Source organism: Terribacillus aidingensis (assembly GCF_900215625.1).
GTDB lineage: Bacteria > Bacillota > Bacilli > Bacillales > Amphibacillaceae > Terribacillus > Terribacillus aidingensis.
Genome location: NZ_OBEK01000002.1, coordinates 775,474 through 793,570 on the forward strand (window position 1 = coordinate 775,474; position 18,097 = coordinate 793,570).

17 protein-coding genes are annotated in these 18,097 nt (G+C 43.9%); 1 reads left to right on the forward strand and 16 read right to left on the reverse strand.

Translation table 11 applies throughout. The annotated features are described in order from the left end of the window. The first annotated feature begins 66 nt into the window (after positions 1-66). Positions 67-1,014: a 4-hydroxy-3-methylbut-2-enyl diphosphate reductase gene (locus CRO17_RS09260; RefSeq protein WP_097041481.1), complete on the forward strand. Its 948-nt coding sequence runs from the start codon at positions 67-69 to the stop codon at positions 1,012-1,014. A gap of 29 nt (positions 1,015-1,043) precedes the next feature. Here the strand turns inward: CRO17_RS09260 and CRO17_RS09265 are convergent, their stop codons facing one another. The 16 genes from CRO17_RS09265 to CRO17_RS09340 all read right to left on the reverse strand — a co-directional run bounded on the left by CRO17_RS09265 (position 1,044) and on the right by CRO17_RS09340 (position 18,043). After that, entirely contained in the window at positions 1,044-2,153 is a 1,110-nt protein-coding gene (locus CRO17_RS09265; protein WP_097041483.1) for a Nif3-like dinuclear metal center hexameric protein, read from the reverse strand. Then, positions 2,146-2,856, reverse strand: a complete 711-nt coding sequence (locus CRO17_RS09270; RefSeq protein WP_097041485.1) for a tRNA (adenine(22)-N(1))-methyltransferase — start codon at positions 2,854-2,856, stop codon at positions 2,146-2,148. Before CRO17_RS09270 ends, CRO17_RS09265 begins: the two co-directional genes overlap by 8 nt. Before the next feature lie 170 nt (positions 2,857-3,026). Beyond that, positions 3,027-4,148 (reverse strand): RNA polymerase sigma factor RpoD, encoded by a 1,122-nt coding sequence (gene rpoD, locus CRO17_RS09275; RefSeq protein WP_097041487.1) that lies wholly within the window; start codon positions 4,146-4,148, stop codon positions 3,027-3,029. A 39-nt stretch (positions 4,149-4,187) separates the two neighbouring features. Then, positions 4,188-6,011: a DNA primase gene (gene dnaG / locus CRO17_RS09280; protein WP_097041490.1), complete on the reverse strand. Its 1,824-nt coding sequence runs from the start codon at positions 6,009-6,011 to the stop codon at positions 4,188-4,190. Positions 6,012-6,034: 23 nt separating this feature from the next. Continuing rightward, positions 6,035-6,505, reverse strand: coding sequence for a YaiI/YqxD family protein (locus CRO17_RS09285; RefSeq protein WP_097041493.1), 471 nt, complete (start codon positions 6,503-6,505; stop codon positions 6,035-6,037). Between the two features lie 170 nt (positions 6,506-6,675). Continuing rightward, positions 6,676-7,776, reverse strand: a complete 1,101-nt coding sequence (locus CRO17_RS09290; RefSeq protein WP_097041495.1) for an acyltransferase — start codon at positions 7,774-7,776, stop codon at positions 6,676-6,678. A 152-nt stretch (positions 7,777-7,928) separates the two neighbouring features. Continuing rightward, positions 7,929-8,744 (reverse strand): pyruvate, water dikinase regulatory protein, encoded by an 816-nt coding sequence (locus tag CRO17_RS09295; RefSeq protein ID WP_097041497.1) that lies wholly within the window; start codon positions 8,742-8,744, stop codon positions 7,929-7,931. 21 nt (positions 8,745-8,765) lie between these two features. Continuing rightward, positions 8,766-9,398 carry a transcriptional regulator CcpN gene (ccpN, locus tag CRO17_RS09300; protein WP_097041499.1) on the reverse strand — a complete coding sequence of 211 codons (633 nt, stop codon included), beginning with the start codon at positions 9,396-9,398 and terminating at the stop codon, positions 8,766-8,768. A gap of 28 nt (positions 9,399-9,426) precedes the next feature. Next, positions 9,427-11,514, reverse strand: a complete 2,088-nt coding sequence (gene glyS / locus CRO17_RS09305) for a glycine--tRNA ligase subunit beta (RefSeq protein WP_097041501.1) — start codon at positions 11,512-11,514, stop codon at positions 9,427-9,429. Beyond that, the gene (glyQ, locus tag CRO17_RS09310) at positions 11,504-12,394 is read right to left on the reverse strand and encodes a glycine--tRNA ligase subunit alpha (protein WP_038561406.1); all 891 of its coding nucleotides are present in this window, start codon (positions 12,392-12,394) and stop codon (positions 11,504-11,506) included. The genes glyS and glyQ overlap by 11 nt, the downstream gene beginning before the upstream one ends. 295 nt (positions 12,395-12,689) lie before the next feature. Further along, complete coding sequence (gene recO, locus CRO17_RS09315; protein WP_097041502.1) at positions 12,690-13,433, reverse strand: DNA repair protein RecO; 744 nt, start codon at positions 13,431-13,433, stop codon at positions 12,690-12,692. A gap of 23 nt (positions 13,434-13,456) precedes the next feature. After that, a complete protein-coding gene (locus CRO17_RS17950; RefSeq protein ID WP_077308600.1) occupies positions 13,457-13,615 on the reverse strand; it encodes a YqzL family protein in 159 nt (52 codons plus the stop codon). Positions 13,616-13,725: 110 nt separating this feature from the next. Beyond that, complete coding sequence (gene era / locus CRO17_RS09325; protein ID WP_097041504.1) at positions 13,726-14,634, reverse strand: GTPase Era; 909 nt, start codon at positions 14,632-14,634, stop codon at positions 13,726-13,728. A gap of 472 nt (positions 14,635-15,106) precedes the next feature. Next, positions 15,107-15,487, reverse strand: a complete 381-nt coding sequence (locus CRO17_RS09330; protein WP_097041505.1) for a diacylglycerol kinase family protein — start codon at positions 15,485-15,487, stop codon at positions 15,107-15,109. Then, complete coding sequence (gene ybeY / locus CRO17_RS09335) at positions 15,456-15,929, reverse strand: rRNA maturation RNase YbeY (protein WP_097041507.1); 474 nt, start codon at positions 15,927-15,929, stop codon at positions 15,456-15,458. Before ybeY ends, CRO17_RS09330 begins: the two co-directional genes overlap by 32 nt. Beyond that, positions 15,929-18,043, reverse strand: a complete 2,115-nt coding sequence (locus tag CRO17_RS09340; RefSeq protein WP_245864743.1) for an HD family phosphohydrolase — start codon at positions 18,041-18,043, stop codon at positions 15,929-15,931. The genes ybeY and CRO17_RS09340 overlap by 1 nt, the downstream gene beginning before the upstream one ends. Between the last annotated feature and the right edge of the window lie 54 nt (positions 18,044-18,097).

Here is an 18,097-nt window from a genome sequence, read left to right on the forward strand (position 1 = left end):
CCTTTATAATAGAGTAGACCCAGAAATAGATGAACCGTGCAAACGGAGAAGGGGGAAACACAGCGAATGAACATAATAAAAATAGCACCTCGAGGTTACTGCTACGGTGTGGTCGATGCTATGGTAATTGCCCAGAATGCCGTGCGGGATGAGAATTTGCCCCGTCCAATCTACATTCTTGGCATGATTGTGCACAATGCGCATGTGACCAATGCATTTGAGACGGAAGGTGTCATCACACTTGATGGGCAGAACCGAATGGAGCTTTTAGAACAAATAGAAAGCGGTACGGTTGTATTTACCGCTCATGGTGTTTCACCTGAAGTAAAACAACGCGCACATGAAAAAGGTTTGACTGTCCTGGATGCTACTTGCCCGGACGTAACTCGCACACATGACCTTATTCGCGAAAGAGTAGCTGAAGGATATGAAGTTGTCTACATCGGTAAAAAAGGTCATCCGGAGCCTGAAGGCGCTGTAGGTGTTGCACCTGGCAAGGTTCACCTTGTACAAACCGAAGAAGACGTACAAGCGCTGGAACTCAATGCAGACAAGCTAATTGTTACCAATCAAACGACGATGAGTCAATGGGACGTATACGATGTCATGCAGCTCGTAAAAGAGAGATTCCCGCAAACTGAAATGATTCAAGAGATCTGTATGGCAACACAGGTACGCCAAGAAGCTGTTGCTGAACAGGCAAAAGAAGCTGACCTCACTTTGGTTGTCGGTGATCCGCGAAGCAATAACTCCAACCGCCTTGCCCAAGTATCAGAAGAAGTTGCTGGTACAAAGGCTTATCGTATTGAAGACCTCTCTCAGTTGAAACTGGAATGGTTAGAAGGCGTTGAAACAGTTGCCATCACTGCAGGAGCTTCTACTCCTACTCCGGTAACAAAAGAAGTTATTAACTTTATTGAAAAATTTGATCCGGCTAATTTAGAAGATGTAAAATTGGAGTTCAATGTTGACCCGAAAAAGATACTTCCAAAAGTAAAAGTGAAAAAAGCATAAAAAAACCGAGTCCAGCTGGACTCGGTTTTTTATATGCTCTGAAATGGATTCGTATCTGTTTCCGAAACATGTACTGCTACATCACTGAACGCAGTTTGAACGTAATCAGCTACTTTTTTCTTCATAATCTGTTCCGCATAGTGGCCTGGGTCGATTAGCTGCAAGCCCGCTTCCACAGCATCCTGTGTTTCATGGAAGGTTAAATCTCCTGTGATGTAAACGTCAGCCTGCTGCAGCGCCTGATCAACGTAATCTCTGCCGCTGCCGCCAAGAATTGCAACCGTCTCTACCGTGGCCGATGCATCTCCTGCAAAGCGAACATGCGGGACGTTATACCGCTGTTTTACGAGTGCCGCTAAATCCTTCAGCGTAGTAGGTGCAGGCAATTCACCGACACGTCCTAACCCAAAAGGTTTACCTTTTTTTTCGTCTGCAAATATATCGTAAGCCACTTCCTCGTAAGGATGGGCAGCAACCATTGCTTTCACCGCTTGGTTTACATGCTTACTTGGAACAAGCACTTCAATGCGTACTTCTTCCACTTTTTCCAACTTGCCAGCTTCTCCAATAAAAGGCTGCGCCTCTGCATTAGGCTGGAAGTAACTATTCCCTTGTGAAACAAAGCTTACTTTTTCGTAATTACCAATGTTACCCGCACCATTTGTATGCAGCGCATCTTTTACAATTTGTTCGTGTGTAGCGGGAACAAAAACGACGACCTTTTTGTAGGTGTCATGCCCTTCAGGGAGAAACACGCGAACCTCTTTCAAATCGAGGGCATCTGCCATTAAGTCATTGACGCCGCCTTCTACAATATCTAAATTCGTGTGTGCTGCATACACAGTGATATTGTGCTGCATCAGTTTCTTTACTACGCGCCCTTTTGGTGCAGTGGTGTCCAGTTTTTTTGGAGCTGCAAATAAAAGCGGGTGATGCGCGATAATGAGATTTGCGCCTAGCTGGATTGCTTCGTCCACTACTGCTTCGGTTACATCAAGAGTCGTTAGTACCCCTGTCACCTTTTGATGCAGCTCTCCAACCTGCAAACCAACGTTATCCCACTTATAAGCCAACGATGGCGGACACCAAGACTCAAAATGCGTCACCACATCCGCTATACGTAATCGCTTATCAGTCATCCAATTCCTCCTCAAGCCATAAAAGTTCTGTTTTGAAAGATGCCAGCTTCGCTTCATCTACTTGCTGTGCGCGCTGCATATTTGCAACGTTTCGCTCTAGCTTTCGTTTGTATTCCTGCCACTTAGCTCGGAAAGCTGCATTTTTCTCTTGCAGCAGCTGCGGACCAAATAAGAGCTGCTTATCACGGATAATCGCGTCTTCATCATACAGTTCCTTACCCGCTCGTACGGCCACCAACACTTCGTAAATATGTCCCGCTTCTTCTAGGATCTCTTCTGTTTGCAATTCGAACCCATTGGCCAGAAACCACTTGCGCAATACTCTGGCGTCTATATTAGGCTGTACAATTAGCTGTTCGACTTGACCAAGCTTATCCTTACCTTGTTCCAAGATGGAGGCAATCAGCGGTCCGCCCATCCCAGCGATAACAACTTGCTTCACTTCATTCGGTTCTACAACTGCAAGTCCGTCTCCTTTGCGTACCTCAATCCGATCGGTTAATCCCTGGAGCTTTACTTGCTTTTCGGCACTTTTGTAAGGGCCATCGTTGATTTCACCAGCAATAGCACGGCTGGAAGGATCCTGCAGGCACACATAGCAAGGCAAATAAGCATGATCAGAGCCTACATCGACAAAATGCGCCGATTCTGGCAAATGTGCCGCCACCGCTGTAAGCCGCTCTGACAACGATAAAACATTCATTATGTCCAACTCCTTTGTCAAATATACGTATTTTTTGTAATATATCCTCTTATTCTTTTTCCCGCGGTAATTTGCAATCGACTATCAGATTCTGTAAAATATATGTATCCAAGGCAATAAGAAAGCCCAGCCATATGCGGTTAAACGCATAACAGCTGAGCGCAGCCTTCTTATTCTAGGAAATCTTTCAACCGCTTGCTTCGGCTTGGATGACGAAGCTTACGAAGTGCTTTCGCTTCAATCTGACGAATACGCTCTCTAGTAACGCCGAACACTCGGCCGACTTCTTCCAGTGTTCTCGTTCTGCCATCATCTAAACCGAAACGAAGGCGAAGAACGTTCTCTTCACGGTCTGTTAACGTATCCAATACATCCTCCAGCTGTTCTTTCAGCAATTCATACGCTGCATGGTCAGAAGGAGAAGTTGCTTCTTGGTCCTCAATGAAATCACCAAGATGGGAATCGTCTTCTTCACCGATTGGCGTTTCGAGTGAAACTGGTTCTTGCGCAATTTTAAGGATTTCTCTTACTTTTTCTGGTGTAAGCTCCATTTCTTCACCGATTTCTTCTGGTGAAGGTTCACGTCCTAAATCTTGCAATAGCTGACGCTGCACGCGGATTAGCTTGTTAATTGTTTCCACCATGTGTACCGGAATACGAATCGTACGAGCTTGGTCTGCAATGGCACGCGTAATAGCCTGGCGAATCCACCATGTTGCATACGTACTGAATTTGAAACCTTTACGATAGTCGAATTTTTCTACTGCTTTAATTAGTCCCATGTTACCTTCCTGGATTAAATCCAAGAACAGCATACCGCGACCAACATAACGTTTTGCAATACTGACGACTAGTCGCAAGTTTGCTTCTGCCAAACGGCGTTTCGCCATTTCATCTCCGGCTTCAATTCGCTCAGCGAGTGCAATCTCCTCTTTCGCTGACAAAAGATCCACGCGGCCGATTTCTTTCAAATACATACGAACAGGATCATTGATCTTAATACCAAGCGGCACACTAAGATCATTCAGATCAAATTCTTCCTCTTTTGCTATTTGCTTCATATTAGGGTCTTGGTCAGATTCTCCGATTACTTCTACATTTTGTTCGTTCAAGTGTTCGTAGATCTCATCCATCTGATCGGAATCCAATTCGAAGTTCGCCAAACGCTCACTTACCTCTTCATAAGCGAGAACTCCGCGCTTCTTACCCATTTCAACAAGGAGATCTCTTGCTTGCTCCAATGTCATTTCAGTCTCATTCACTTTAGAACCTGCTGGCTTATTCTCTGCCATTAGTCCTCCTCCTTCCAAAACATCAAAAGCTATCTATTATTACAGAGAACTTTTTAAAGTTCTACGTATTTCCATGATCTTCATGGCTATTTGCGCTGCCCGAATCGGGTCATTCTCCTGTTCCGCCTGCCGCTGTTCGGCAAGCAGTTGACCAATATCCGTTTTATTAACCTGTTCGCGCTTAATCGTACGAATATAATCACTGATTTCCTGGTCACTTACATCTTCGGTCACCGGCAGCATAGCTGTCTGAATGACCAGCTGCTGCAAGCTTGGATCTTCCAATGTTGAAACGAATTGACTGACATCCGCTTCATTACCTTCTTCATAAAAAGCATACAGATGTGTGACAATTACTTGAAACTGATCGGTTATAAAAGAAGCGCCAACTTCCTCTTGCACCTTATCCGCAATTGTCGCTGTTCTAAGCATATGCGCCAACAGCTGTTTTTCTGCCGCTTGAAATGCAGATGGCATTTTTTTTTCAAAATGACGCGATTTCTGCTTCGCTGCCGGAGTCACATCCGGACTGCTCACTTGCTTATTCGCAGCACGTTTTCGGAGCCGCGGCTCCAAATCAGAGGCAAGCGTCTCTAGGGATAGATCCATTGCATGAGAAAGCTCCCGCAAATAGTGTTCCCTTTCTACAGAGCTTTCAATCTGCGCAATCTCATCCAACACTTTTTCTACATACTGGAGACGATCTCCTTCTACCGATAAGTTGAAGTCCTGTTTTAAATATTGCATCATGAAGGACGTCGCCGTCAGTCCGGCATCAATAATGGAGCGCTTAAACTTCTCTGCTCCATGCTCACGAATATAATCGTCAGGGTCAAGCCCGTCTCGCAGCATAGCGATGCGCACATGATTACCTGTCTTTTTCAGAATTTGCAGCGCTCGATAAGACGCTTCAAATCCTGCCTTATCACCGTCGTAGCAAATGACAACTTGCTCTGCATATCGTTTCAATAGCCGTGCCTGCGTTTCAGTCAGAGAAGTACCAAGCGTTGCCACACCATTCCGTACGCCAGCTTGATACGCGGCAATTACATCATTATAGCCCTCAAATACGACAACTTGGCCAGTTTTGCGTATTTCACTCCGAGCCAAATCGAAATTGAAGAGCATTCTTCCTTTTTGGAAAAGATCGCTCTCTGCACTATTCAGGTACTTTGGTTCTTGTCCATCTCCCAAAGTACGTCCGCCGAAACCGACTGTTTTTCCAAGATGATTTCGAATAGGGAAAATAACTCTCCCGCGAAAGCGATCTTGAGGGTTACCTTCTTTATCGGTCGAAAACAGGCCGGTATGAAGCAAATCTTGCGGCTTGTACCCTTTTCCGTCGAGGAATTTCACTGTAAAATCCCGGCTGTTCGGTGCAAAGCCAAGCTTAAACGTGTCAATTGTTTCCTCTGTTAGCCCTCGGCTGAGCAAGTATTCATAGCCAGACTTACCTTCTTTTGTATTGCGAAGCAAGTTATGATAAAGTTTTACAACCCATTCATTCGCTTCTAAGGCTGTCTGTTCTTCACGAGATGTGCCGCTATCCTGCTGTTGAGCCACATGGTCTGGTATTTCTGTTCCGCTTCTTTGTGCAAGCTGCTGAACTGCTTGGGAGAAGGAAAGACCTTGCAGTTCCATTAGAAAAGTGAACACATTCCCGCCTTTACCGCACCCAAAGCAATGGAAAATCTGCTTTTCTTGTGTAACAGAAAAAGATGGGGATTTCTCCCCGTGAAAAGGACACAAACCAAAGTAGTTACGGCCTTGTTTTTTCAATTGAACATGCTCGCCGACAATGTCGACAATATCATTCGATTTACGGACTGTTTCCACTAACTCCTCTGGTATCGTACCAGCCATCTCACATCACCAACTTATATAATTCAACAACGCCCGTCGAATTCCTGCATTTTTCGACAATATGACGAAAAAAATTCAAGAAATCTTTGTTTATCTGCTGCTGTAAGCTTGGAAGGTCCTTTTATCCGTTTGCCTTGCCGCTGGTTTTGGATTCGTATATGCTTTCGCAAAAGTATCTCATCTGCATCTGCATCCGTTATCTGCTCTCCGCGCGGTGTAATAACTGTTACATCCTTGGCAGTAAGCAAGGTAGCCAGGGCAAGATCCTGCGTTACAACACACGCACCAGGGCGAACGCGATTTAAAATATACCAATCCACTGCCTGATCCATTGGATCGAGCACGATCCAATTTTCATCAGATTCACCGCTCAAATGATTGATTGTTGTTACGAAACGTACGGGTACGTGATAGGCTGCACATGTAGAGACAATCTCCTGTTTAACAGGACAGCTATCCGCATCCACATAAACAAAAGGCTTATGCAATTTCATGACTCACTAATTCTACAATAAATTGCGGAATCCTTCCTTTTTCGTAAAATTTTTATAAAGCTTTTTAACACAAGCGTTGCCATTTACACGTAAATCATACTAACAACATTTTTTCACAAAAATCAATTATAATACAAACTAATTAAAATTGCCATCATTTTGACCAATTATCAAGATGCTTTATCCTGCTTGATCTGCTGGCCCCGCCTCGGTAATTTTCCAAAAAACAGTGCCGCAAACGGAACAAAACGATGAAAGAGGTAAATAATAAAAAAGCAAATCCCCATTGTAAGAAAATAGCGCAGCAAAATTTGAACGTGAAACAGATAGTTGCTGTATGCCGGTATACTTCTTGATACATAATCTAAAACAAGCGGATGTAATAAATAAAACCCGAAGGAATAACTCGCAATTTGCTGTATTTTGGACATCGCGGAAACGGAAATCCTGTCAGAAATTGCCTCCGCCAGCCTGAAGATTCCATAGCACCCAGCCGCCAAGAAGATGTAGTTCACTGTTTCATACGGAATATTGTCCCATTCCATTTTATTAAGTGTTCCAGCATTATAATAATATATTGCGATAGCAGAACCTGCTAATAAGCTGACAGATAACCAAACTGCAGTTGTCCACCTGCGGCTTTTAGCTTTTTCCCTATCATAGTGGAGACCAATCCATCCGCCGAGAAGAAGCGTGCCCATTAGCTGAAGAAACAGCGGAAACGGACTGACAGGCCAATATGTTGTAAGGGCAATATAGACAAGCTGCAAGAAACCGCCAAAGACAAACATGTATTTTCTAAAGAAAGCAACCTTGTGACCCAGCCAAATGAACAGCGGCAGCACAAGATAAATTTGAACGATAAGAAAGATAAAATGCAGCTGATAATAGCTTTCTCCAAAAAAGATTCGTTTAGCAACAGCGGCCGGATTTAAATCTCCGAAACCGAGCATCAGTTTATGCAGCTCATAAATGAGTGCCCAAATAATGTAGGGAATCAGTATAAAGCTGACCCGCTTCTTATAGTAATCTTTCCATAATTTCTTTGTCAGTGTCTTATGCTTGTATTGATAAAAGAAGACCAATCCTGTGATTGCGATAAATAAACCTGCTTCGATCCGGATTATTCGGTTAAGGAAGTGGTACTTTTCATATGCATCACTTGCAAACGGCAATACACTTGCATAGGCACCTGTAACGTGAACGAGCACGACTAGTGACATTGCTAATAGCCGCATTAAATAAATGGATTGAATCTGCTTTTTCTTCATGTTTTAGTCTCCTTATCTAATTCACTTACGTAACAGAAGAGGTAACAACAGTCTGTCTGTCGTTACCTCTTTTGTTGGTTTTGAAAAAGATACCCTTAAAGGATTGTTCAGCAACATGAATTACAAAGTCTTAACAATAACTTTATTTTTTCTTAATCTGAAAACAGCTGGCTGCGCACTGTTAAGATGCTGTTCGCTGTTTCCTCAACTGCTTTATTGGATACATCGATAACGCGGCATCCAATACGATCCACAATCTTATCAAAATGCTCCAATTCGTGATTGATACGATCAATATTAGCATAGCTTGCTTGATCACCAAGTCCAAGTGCTTTTAAACGTTCTTTACGGATATTGTTCAACTTCTCCGGACTGATACGAAGACCGATACATTTGGCCGGGTCAACTTGGAACAATTCTCGAGGCGGTTCGACTTCCGGGACAATTGGGACATTGGCTACTTTCAATCGTTTATGTGCTAAATACTGAGATAGCGGCGTTTTAGATGTGCGAGATACACCGATAAGCACAATATCCGCACGAGAGATACCGCGCGGGTCGCGACCATCATCATAGCGAACGGCAAACTCAATCGCTTCAATTCTGCGGAAATAATCTTCATCCAGACGGTGAACTAGACCAGGCTGCAGCTTTGGTTCCTGGTGGAACATATCCGCCATTGCATCCATAAGCGGCCCCATTAAATCAATACAAGCAATTCCCTTAGCTTTCGCTTCATTGGTAAGGTATGAGCGAAAATCTGGATTCACCATCGTATATGCAATGATGGATGGCCGTTCACTGGCTTGCCTTAGCGTCTCTTCTAGTATCGTCGTGTTTTCTACATAAGGAACGCGCAGCAATTCAAAAGGCTCATCCATGTGAAATTGACTGAGCGCCGCTTTCACAACTAACTCCGCCGTTTCCCCTACCGAATCTGATACGACAAAGACAATTGGTTTCTCCATCGGTTTCCCTCCCGGATTCATTTACATAAGTTCATTTCTTGCAAGTTCAACGAATGCTTTGGTGATCGTCGTTTTTGTAATACGGCCAACTACCTTGGCACCTGCTTCACTCGATCTTTCGATAACAGGCAAACTATCGATTTGTTTTTCAATCAAACGATTGGCCGCTTCTACCAACAGCTCATCTGGATAGCAGACCGCAACGTTTGGCATCCTCGTCATGATAATGTGGACTGGAATTTCCTGCAGTACTTGATTTCCGATACTAGCTCGCAGCAAATCTTTGCGAGAAACAACCCCAACAAGATTACTATCCTGGTCCACTGCAAATAACGTACCGACATCACTGAGGAACATGGCACTGATGGCATCATAAGCAGAATCGTCTTCCTTTACGACAATAGGCATTGATTGGAATGTATCCACTTTGTATTTCATCAGTTTTTCTGTAATGATCTCCGACCCTGTCTTGCCTGTATAGAAGTATCCAACACGCGGTCTTGCATCAAGGAAACCGACCATCGTTAAAATCGCTAAATCTGGACGAAGCGTTGCCCGAGTCAGATTCAAACGTTCCGCGATCTGTTCACCCGTTATCGGACCTGCTTCTTTTACAATCGCAATTATTTGCTGTTGTCGTTTAGACAAATCCATGTTCATCACCTCTATCCAAGAACTGCCCTCATTGGACCTGCTTCCACTGTATTTTTGTCACATCTGCATAGCTTAAAATCAATGCAGCCAATTGATTTAACAGCGACAGGCGGTTTGTTTTCAGCTTCTCATCTTCCGCCATTACCATCGTATGGTCAAAGAATGCGTGGATGCTGTCAGCAAATGAAGCAAGTGTATCCAGCGCTTCTTTCGCCTGCCTGTTCGCTGCCGCATCCATGTATACAGTACGCTTTTCTTGCAGCATACGATATAGCTCTTTTTCATATTCGTTTTCGAATAGAGCCTCATCTACTCCTTTATCTGTTCCTTTTTTCGCTAAGTTAATAACACGGCCAAGCGCTTCTTGGACAGATTTAAAGGATTCATCTTGACGCAGCGGTTCAAGCGTCTTCGCTCTGGCAACCGCATATGGATAATTGCCAATTTGAACGGCCAGTACAGCATCAATTACATCATACGTTATATGATCTTCTTTCAACAGCTGGTTCGCACGCTGATAAAAGAAGCTGCGAATATCCTCTGTGTATTTTTCTCTTTCGACAGTTGGGAGCGATTGTTCCTCGAATAGTGCAACCGTACGCTCTACAAGTTCTTCAACCGTAACCTGCCAATCGGTTTTCAACAGCATCTGGATAATACCAGCTGCTTGACGGCGCAACCCGTATGGGTCCTGAGAACCTGTCGGGACATTGCCGATGACCATGCTTCCGATAATCGTATCCAGTTTGTCTGCGATACTAACAATTGTACCTTCTGTTGACTCAGGAAGCGCGCCATGGGAAGAGTTTGGCATATATTGTTCCCGAATTGCTTGTGCTACCTGTTCGTTTTCTCCGAAATGACGGGCATACTTTTCACCCATGATCCCTTGAAGTTCGGTGAATTCATTTACCATATTCGTCACAAGATCAAATTTAGCAATACTTGCTGCGCGTTCAGCGCGAGCAGCAGTTTCTTTGTCTACGCCTGCAGCGTCACTGATCATGCTTGCAATCTTCGTCACGCGATTGACTTTATCCTGCAAGGTGCCAAGCTCTACTTGATAAATCATCTTAGAAAGCTTTTCTACGTTTTTCTCAATTGACTGCGCCTTATCTTCTGCGTAGAAAAATTCCGCATCTTGAAGTCTTGCACGTAAAACTTTCTCGTTACCTCTTGCAACGTTTTCTAAGTGGTCACTATTCCCGTTACGCACGCCGATAAAATGCGGAAGCAGATTGCCAGCTGTATCTCTGACAGGGAAATAACGCTGATGTTCCTTCATGCTTGTAATTAACACTTCTTGCGGCAATTCCAGGAATTCAGCTGCATAATCACCATGGAACACGGTTGGGTATTCGACCAGATACAATACTTCTTCCAACAAATCCTCATCAATTGGAATCTGCCAGCCATTCGCTGTTTCCAATTGATGAATGCCGTCAACAATCATCTCTTGGCGTTTCACTTGATCTACAACAACAAACTGATCTGCCAATACCTTTTCATAATTAGCCGGCTCATCAATTGCTGCTGTTTCTCCAAGGAAACGGTGGCCATACGTCAAATTGGATGCTGTCGTTCCAGCAACCTCCATTGGTATGATTGCTTTACCGTAAAGAGCAACAATCCAGCGTATTGGCCGTGCATAACGCAAACTGCCGGAGCCCCAGCGCATATTTTTCGGGAAGTGCAGGCTTAAAAGCACATCCTTGAAAGATGGGAGCAGCTCTTCGGCACGCTGTCCTTTAACGAATTTCTTCACAAAAATATATTCTGTTCCATCTACATCTTTTGTGTAAATATCTTCGACAGTCGCGCCCTGACCGCGTGTAAAACCTTGCGCTGCTTTTGACCATTCACCTGCTTCGTCTTTCGCGATACGAAGTGCTGGTCCTTTTACTTCTTCTTCAATATCCGGCTGCTTTTCAGATAGAGACAGAATAGAGACTGCGACACGTCTTGGTGTTGCCTGTACCTTTATTTTATCAAAGGAAAGACCTAGTTTTTGCAGCCATTCTGCTGTTTTTGTTTCTAGCTGGTTAATTGTTCCAGGCAAGAAACGCGCCGGCATTTCTTCTAAACCGATTTCGAATAATACATCCTTATTCTGCATGCTCATCCGCTCCTTCTTTCAGCATTGGGAAGCCCAATCGCTCCCGCTCTGCTACATAGCTCTTCGCGATGGATCTAGCCAGGTTTCGCACTCTGCCGATATAGCCGGTACGCTCTGTTACAGAGATAGCTCCCTTCGCATCAAGTAAGTTAAATGTGTGCGAACATTTGAGTACATAGTCATAAGCTGGGAAAACAAGCCCTTGATCCATGATTCGCTTTGCTTCTTTTTCGTACATATCAAACAGCTGGAACAGCATGTCCGTATCAGACTCCTTGAATGTATACGTGGAATGCTCGAATTCAGGCTGCTTGAAAATATCAGCAACCGTCACACCATCTGTCCACTCAAGTTCAAATACATTTTCTTTATCCTGAATATAGGAAGCAAGACGCTCCAAACCATATGTAATCTCAACAGAGACTGGTTTTGCTTCTAGTCCGCCGATTTGCTGGAAGTACGTGAACTGTGTAATTTCCATACCATCCAGCCATACTTCCCAGCCAAGTCCAGCTGCACCAAGTGTCGGGTTTTCCCAGTTATCTTCTACAAATCGGATATCGTGCTTTAATGGATCAATACCAAGTTTGCGAAGAGACTCTAAATAAAGTTCCTGAATATTATCAGGCGATGGTTTCATAATAACCTGGAATTGGTGATGCTGATAAAGACGGTTTGGATTTTCACCGTAGCGGCCATCTGCCGGACGGCGTGAAGGCTCAACATAAGCCACATTCCACGGCTCAGGCCCGAGGCTGCGCAGTAAAGTCATCGGACTCATCGTTCCGGCACCTTTTTCTACATCATATGCCTGCATTAGAAGACAGCCTTGGTCTGACCAATGCTTTTGTAATGTCAAAATCATATTTTGGATATTCATTGGATTCCCTCCATCTTGTTTTCATCAACGTCAGGATGGACGAAAAAATCCCGTCCTTATGCTGTTTGAACAGCATAGGGACGGGATTACCGCGGTTCCACCCTATTTGCCTCCAAATGGAAGCCACTTTTTTGCCTTTTGCTCAGAAGTGCCTTCTCCGTCTGCCTTTGATCTGGCTCTCACTATCCCAGATTCGCTATCCAAAGGGGGTAAGACGGATACTACTCTTCTTCAACGCAAGCCGTCGATTTTGTCTTAATGATACTAAAATGCCATACTACTTGTCAACAAAGCTTTATTGCAGTTTGTCTAATTGAGATAAAAACTTTTTACTTTTTAAGAAGTAACCGCCATAACGTTCGTAATAGGCATCCAGCAGCTCATTGAGCAGCCGTTTTGTTTCCGGCTTGACGGAAATATTACCAATCCTGGTAATATCAATACTTGTAAAAAGCTGCAAAAGCTTTATCACCTTATCGGATAGGACGTAAGCGTCCGGATCCAAATGCATACACCGACGACAAAGCATGCCGCCTTCTGGTATAGAAAACTTGTAAGGCAATTCCGTGTTTCCGCAATTTACACATTGATGCACTGCAGGCGCAAAGCCGCCGCGGCGAAACATCTTCAACTCATAAATAATACGTAAAACATCTGCATCTTTCCCGTCATTGATCCATTCAAGTACTTGAAGCAGCTGACGGAACAAATCTGGATCAGGCTTATTGTTATCTGTCAGTTTATCTGTCATTTCTGCGATATAAGAAGCATAAGCTGTCTTTACGATATCTTCTCGAATGGCACGGAAACTTTGAAGCGGTTCGCCTTGCTGCATGGCTCCCATACCTGAGCCGATTTGTACAAGAAACGATCCATAGATAAACGGCTGCGCGATAGCCGCCATCCGGCTCTTTGGTTTCTTCGCCCCTCGGGCCATCACTGCAATCTTGCCGCGATCTTCCGTAAAGATCGTAATTATCTTATGAGTTTCCCCGTAATCCTGCGTGCGCAGAATAATTCCTTCTACGTTTTGGAGCAACGCTCTCTCCCCACTCCTGTTGCTTACATTTTCGATTGAAGCCGATTATAGTTCGGAAGTTCTATGATGTTATCTTGTCTTGGAGGTATGAGTGAATTGTACATCGTTTCAATTTCTTTCATCAATAAGTAGGTTTCAATACTCCCGGTCTTGCTAAAGATTTGCCAATGGAAATCAATCACAGGAAGTCCACCTTTCTATGTGTTTTTTTTTAGAAATGAAATACAAAACTATCTCCTTCTTAGGATGACACCTTCTTCAGAAACCATGTGCTTCAAATATTACCATTGACTTAATATTCGTCGCGGCTAAATCCGTAATCATTAAGCTGCGCTTGCTTGTTCCGCCAGTCTGGCTGCACTTTCACCCAAAGCTCAAGAAACACCTTACTGCCAAGCAGCATTTCTATATCTCTGCGCGCAAGTTTACCAACTTGTTTGAGCATACTGCCTTGTTTACCAATAATAATCCCTTTTTGGGATTTACGCTCTGTTACGATCGTCGCCTGAATGAAAACTTTCTCCGTTGTGCTATGACGATTCTCAATTGCTTCAATAACGACAGCAATGGAATGCGGTATCTCTTCCCGTGTTAAATGCAGCACCTTTTCACGAATCAATTCACTGACGATGAAACGTTCCGGATGATCTGTTACTTGATCTTCAGGGTAATACTGCGGTCCTTCTGGAAGATAGCCCTTCAATGTATCCAATAAATGAGCCGTGTTGTTTCCTTCCAGTGCGCTAATAGGAACAATCTCTGCAAAATCCAACTTGTCCTTATACTGCTCGATAAGTTCAAAGAGCTTATCTGGGTGAATCTTATCAATTTTATTCAAAACAAGGAAAACTGGATTATTGACTTTCTGCAGCCGTTCAAGAATGAACTGATCTCCCCGGCCATAGCCTTCCTCGGCATTGACCATAAACATGACAGCGTCCACTTCATTCATTGTGTTTTCTGCAGTCTTCACCATAAAATCACCGAGCTTATGCTTCGGTTTGTGGATACCAGGCGTATCAATAAAGATGAACTGTGCGTCATCTTGTGAGAGCACCCCTTGGATCCGATTACGCGTCGTTTGCGGCTTATCACTCATAATAGCAATCTTCTGCCCCACGAAACGATTTAACAAAGTTGATTTTCCTACATTCGGTCTCCCGATGATGGAAATAAAACCAGAACGAAATTCTTCTACCATGCTGTTATATTCCTCCAAGTACTAGTACGACAATAACCTCAAGTACTATTAAATTGTTGTATCTCTATCTTACTACAAATCCCCCGCCACTTCACCCATTCGACAAAAGGTCTTATTAAAATCAAAAGCGTAAGGAACCGGTTAGAAACGGAGCGGTAAGCAAGAAAGCCCAGAGTGAGCGTAGTTCCCACGTCGGGATTTATTGCTTACAACGCAGTTTCTGGTCTTCGGAGCCAGACGAAAATCAAAAGCGGAGAAGACCGTTTAGAAACGAAGTGGTAAGCAAGAAAGCCCAGAGGGGGCGTAGTTCCCACGTCGGGATTTATTGCTTACAACGCAGTTTCTGGTCTTCGGAGCCAGACGAAAATTAAAAGTGGAGAGAACCGGTTGGAAACGTAAAAATAAGCGTTGAAACTTGAAGTCTCTCCTGCATCCCTTCCTCACAAGAAAAACCGTCCCTAAAGAACGGTTTTCACAAAACAGACAGCAATTCGGGTATGAAAACAATTAAGCCCACACAAATTGCGGTAATGGCTGCAACAAAAACAGCGCCTGCGGAGATATCCTTGATCAGGCCGACTGCTTTGCTTTGTTCTGGTGACAGGTGGTCCATCATAAGTTCGACGACTGTGTTAATCATCTCCGTCACAATGACAAAACCGATGCTTAAGAGCACAGCCGCCCACTCAGCTGCTTCAATACGAAACAGCAAGCCTGCTAACAGAGCAATGAACGTCGCTATTGTATGGATCCGGAAGTTCCTCTCATGGGCGAATGTCCATCGAATGCCGTTCCATGCATACCGAAATCCAATGCCAGTTTTAGTTTTCTTCTCGTTTGAGTCCGAAGCCATTCAAAATCTCCTCTTGTCTTCCGAACATCTTCTTTTCATCTGCTTCATTCATATGATCATAGCCAAGCAAGTGGAGGAACCCATGTAAAGCAAGAAAACCAAGCTCTCGCTCTATACTATGCTCATACTCCTCCGCCTGCCCTTTCGCCATATCAACGGAAATAATAATATCACCGTATACGACTGGAAGCTCTTCTCCAATGATTTGTGTCTCGCCTTCTCCTTCTTCTTGCATGGCAAACGAGATAACATCTGTCGGCGTATCTTTTTGGCGATAATTTCGATTAATCACCTGAATCTCATCATTATCAACAAAGGTGATAGAGATCTCCGCCTCCTTAGTAATGTCCTCTGCATCAGCAGCGTATTGAATCAATCTGTCGATCAGATCAATATAGTCTTCTGTGACAGAATTTGTATTATCATGAAAATCTATATGCATTAGTTTACCTCCTTCACTTTCTCTTCATCTGGGTATTCAATACGGGAATGGAATATCCCCGTAAGCGCCTGGCAGATTGCTTCTTTAATCTCCTGCAAATCCTGCATGGTCAAAGGTGCGCAATCAAGCTGTCCATCCATTAGTTTGTCTTTGATAATAGAATCGACCAGACTGCGAATCTTTTCCTGTGTCGGTTCTTTCATAGAACGGACAGCTGCTTCCACCGAATCACAAATTGACAGAACTGCAATTTCTTTCGTCGCTGGTCTTGGACCAGGATAACGATACGTGTCTTCGGTTACATCTTTATTATATTCCTTTTCTTTGTAATAAAAAAACTTCAATAACGAAGTACCATGATGCTGTTTCGCCATATCTACAATTTCTTTCGGGAAATGGTTGTCCTGCAGCATCTTTGCTCCATCATAAGGATGACGGATAATAATCTCCGCGCTTTGGCGCGGTGATAAGTGATCGTGCGGGTTTTTTCGGCCCATTTGGTTCTCGATGAACAGCTGCGGCTGTCTCGTTTTGCCGAGGTCATGATAATAAGCACCTACTCTGGCGAGCAACCCATTAGCCCCGATAGCTTCACATGCCGCTTCACTCAAATTCGCCACCATAATGCTGTGATGATATGTTCCTGGTGCGTCGGTCAATATCTTTTTCAGCAGCGGATGATTTGGCTTCGAAAGCATGAGCAGTTTTGTCTCCGATAGAACCCCAAAACCCGTCTCTGCAAACGGCAGGATACCAGCAACCAGAATAACAGTAAGCAAGGCTGACAAGGCTGCAAAACCGCAATAAAGGATTATTACATCCCATGTATATTTCTCGAAAGCAAAGAATACAAATAACAAAACACTAATAATTTGTACACTTGCCAAGAATAATAGCGCCTTTGCCATTGCCCCTTTATCTTTCACATTACGGATAGCATAAACTGCTGCCAGCTGTGCAAAGAGAAAGTAAAGCGCAGCCTCCATATTGAGTGAACCAGGTATCTCATCATTTAAGATAACCCCAGCCAGTATACTGTAGACAATGGCATAGCAGATAGCAAATCGCTCACTTAATAAATGACGGAATAGCACAGCTGCAACTGCAGTTGGCAGCAGTAAGTAATGATGCGTTTCTGTAGATCCTATCACACTAATTAACTTTAGCAGGATAACAGATACGCAAATAAGCAAGAATACAAACAGCAGTACCGATTTATTCGTTCCAGCATTTTTCTTTGTCGTATGTATTGTTTCAAATGTCAATATGCCAGTCAGGAGAGTTATTAACAAGACGAGTCCAATCAGCGGCAGCACATTCCTCGTTGAATTTAACAAGCCAACAAGTTTTAATTCCTCATATACATCATTTGTAATTGTCTGACCTTCTTGTACAATAACCTCTCCTGCGCGGATCATAACCGATGCAACGTTCTGCCGAGCTTCTGCTTTTTGAGAAGCAGTCGCTTGCGCATCAAATGAAGCATTCTGCACAATTGCAAAGCTTGTCAAAGAACGCAGCGCTTCCTTCGTGGTACTGGAAACATCCGCATACCCAATTCGCTCACGCATTTCTTCCTGCGTCTGCTGCACCTCATCCCGCTTTACACCATCCTCCAGAAAGTCTGTCATCGCATCTTTAAAGACCTTTTCACTAACCTGTCTTTCTTCTGTTGGTATTTGGACAAGCTGGGCGATTTGCTGATCAGTCAACTCTTCCTTAATCGATTCGGAGAGCAGCTGCTTTATGTCCTCGACTCTTTTATCTGTCGACTTTTCACTATCATTCACTTGCCCGATTGCAGTGAAGATTTCATCTACAGCGTCCGTTTTAGCCTTGGTGATTTCTGCGGAAACGGTATAACGATCGTCTATTTGCTGTCCCGCCTCCTGCCGCTGCCTTTCTGTCTCTGCTTCGTTCTCAATTGTAATAGGCGACCGGATTGTTTCACTCGCTGTATCATAGACCTGCACATCATAATTTCTCGTCGTTACGTTAGAAGCTGTCGCAATAAAGAAAAAGCACCCAAGCAGTAAAGATCCGATTAGGATAATCGCACGATTACCGGTTTTGCCTTTCCTTTTGAACAGATTTGTGAACTTTTTACCAGCCACTTTGTATCCTCCTGTCCGCTCGAACCGAAAAAGACCCGATATCGGGCCTTTCGC

What these genes read in the sequence shown, in the direction of transcription:
- CRO17_RS09260 (WP_097041481.1), top strand. Translation starts at nt 67, where the DNA reads ATGAACATAATAAAAATAGCACCTCGAGGTTACTGCTACGGTGTGGTC.
- CRO17_RS09265 (WP_097041483.1), bottom strand. Translation starts at nt 2,153, where the DNA reads ATGACTGATAAGCGATTACGTATAGCGGATGTGGTGACGCATTTTGAG.
- CRO17_RS09270 (WP_097041485.1), bottom strand. Translation starts at nt 2,856, where the DNA reads ATGAATGTTTTATCGTTGTCAGAGCGGCTTACAGCGGTGGCGGCACAT.
- rpoD (WP_097041487.1), bottom strand. Translation starts at nt 4,148, where the DNA reads ATGGCAGAGAATAAGCCAGCAGGTTCTAAAGTGAATGAGACTGAAATG.
- dnaG (WP_097041490.1), bottom strand. Translation starts at nt 6,011, where the DNA reads ATGGCTGGTACGATACCAGAGGAGTTAGTGGAAACAGTCCGTAAATCG.
- CRO17_RS09285 (WP_097041493.1), bottom strand. Translation starts at nt 6,505, where the DNA reads ATGAAATTGCATAAGCCTTTTGTTTATGTGGATGCGGATAGCTGTCCT.
- CRO17_RS09290 (WP_097041495.1), bottom strand. Translation starts at nt 7,776, where the DNA reads ATGAAGAAAAAGCAGATTCAATCCATTTATTTAATGCGGCTATTAGCA.
- CRO17_RS09295 (WP_097041497.1), bottom strand. Translation starts at nt 8,744, where the DNA reads ATGGAGAAACCAATTGTCTTTGTCGTATCAGATTCGGTAGGGGAAACG.
- ccpN (WP_097041499.1), bottom strand. Translation starts at nt 9,398, where the DNA reads ATGGATTTGTCTAAACGACAACAGCAAATAATTGCGATTGTAAAAGAA.
- glyS (WP_097041501.1), bottom strand. Translation starts at nt 11,514, where the DNA reads ATGCAGAATAAGGATGTATTATTCGAAATCGGTTTAGAAGAAATGCCG.
- glyQ (WP_038561406.1), bottom strand. Translation starts at nt 12,394, where the DNA reads ATGAATATCCAAAATATGATTTTGACATTACAAAAGCATTGGTCAGAC.
- era (WP_097041504.1), bottom strand. Translation starts at nt 14,634, where the DNA reads ATGGTAGAAGAATTTCGTTCTGGTTTTATTTCCATCATCGGGAGACCG.
- CRO17_RS09330 (WP_097041505.1), bottom strand. Translation starts at nt 15,487, where the DNA reads ATGGCTTCGGACTCAAACGAGAAGAAAACTAAAACTGGCATTGGATTT.
- ybeY (WP_097041507.1), bottom strand. Translation starts at nt 15,929, where the DNA reads ATGCATATAGATTTTCATGATAATACAAATTCTGTCACAGAAGACTAT.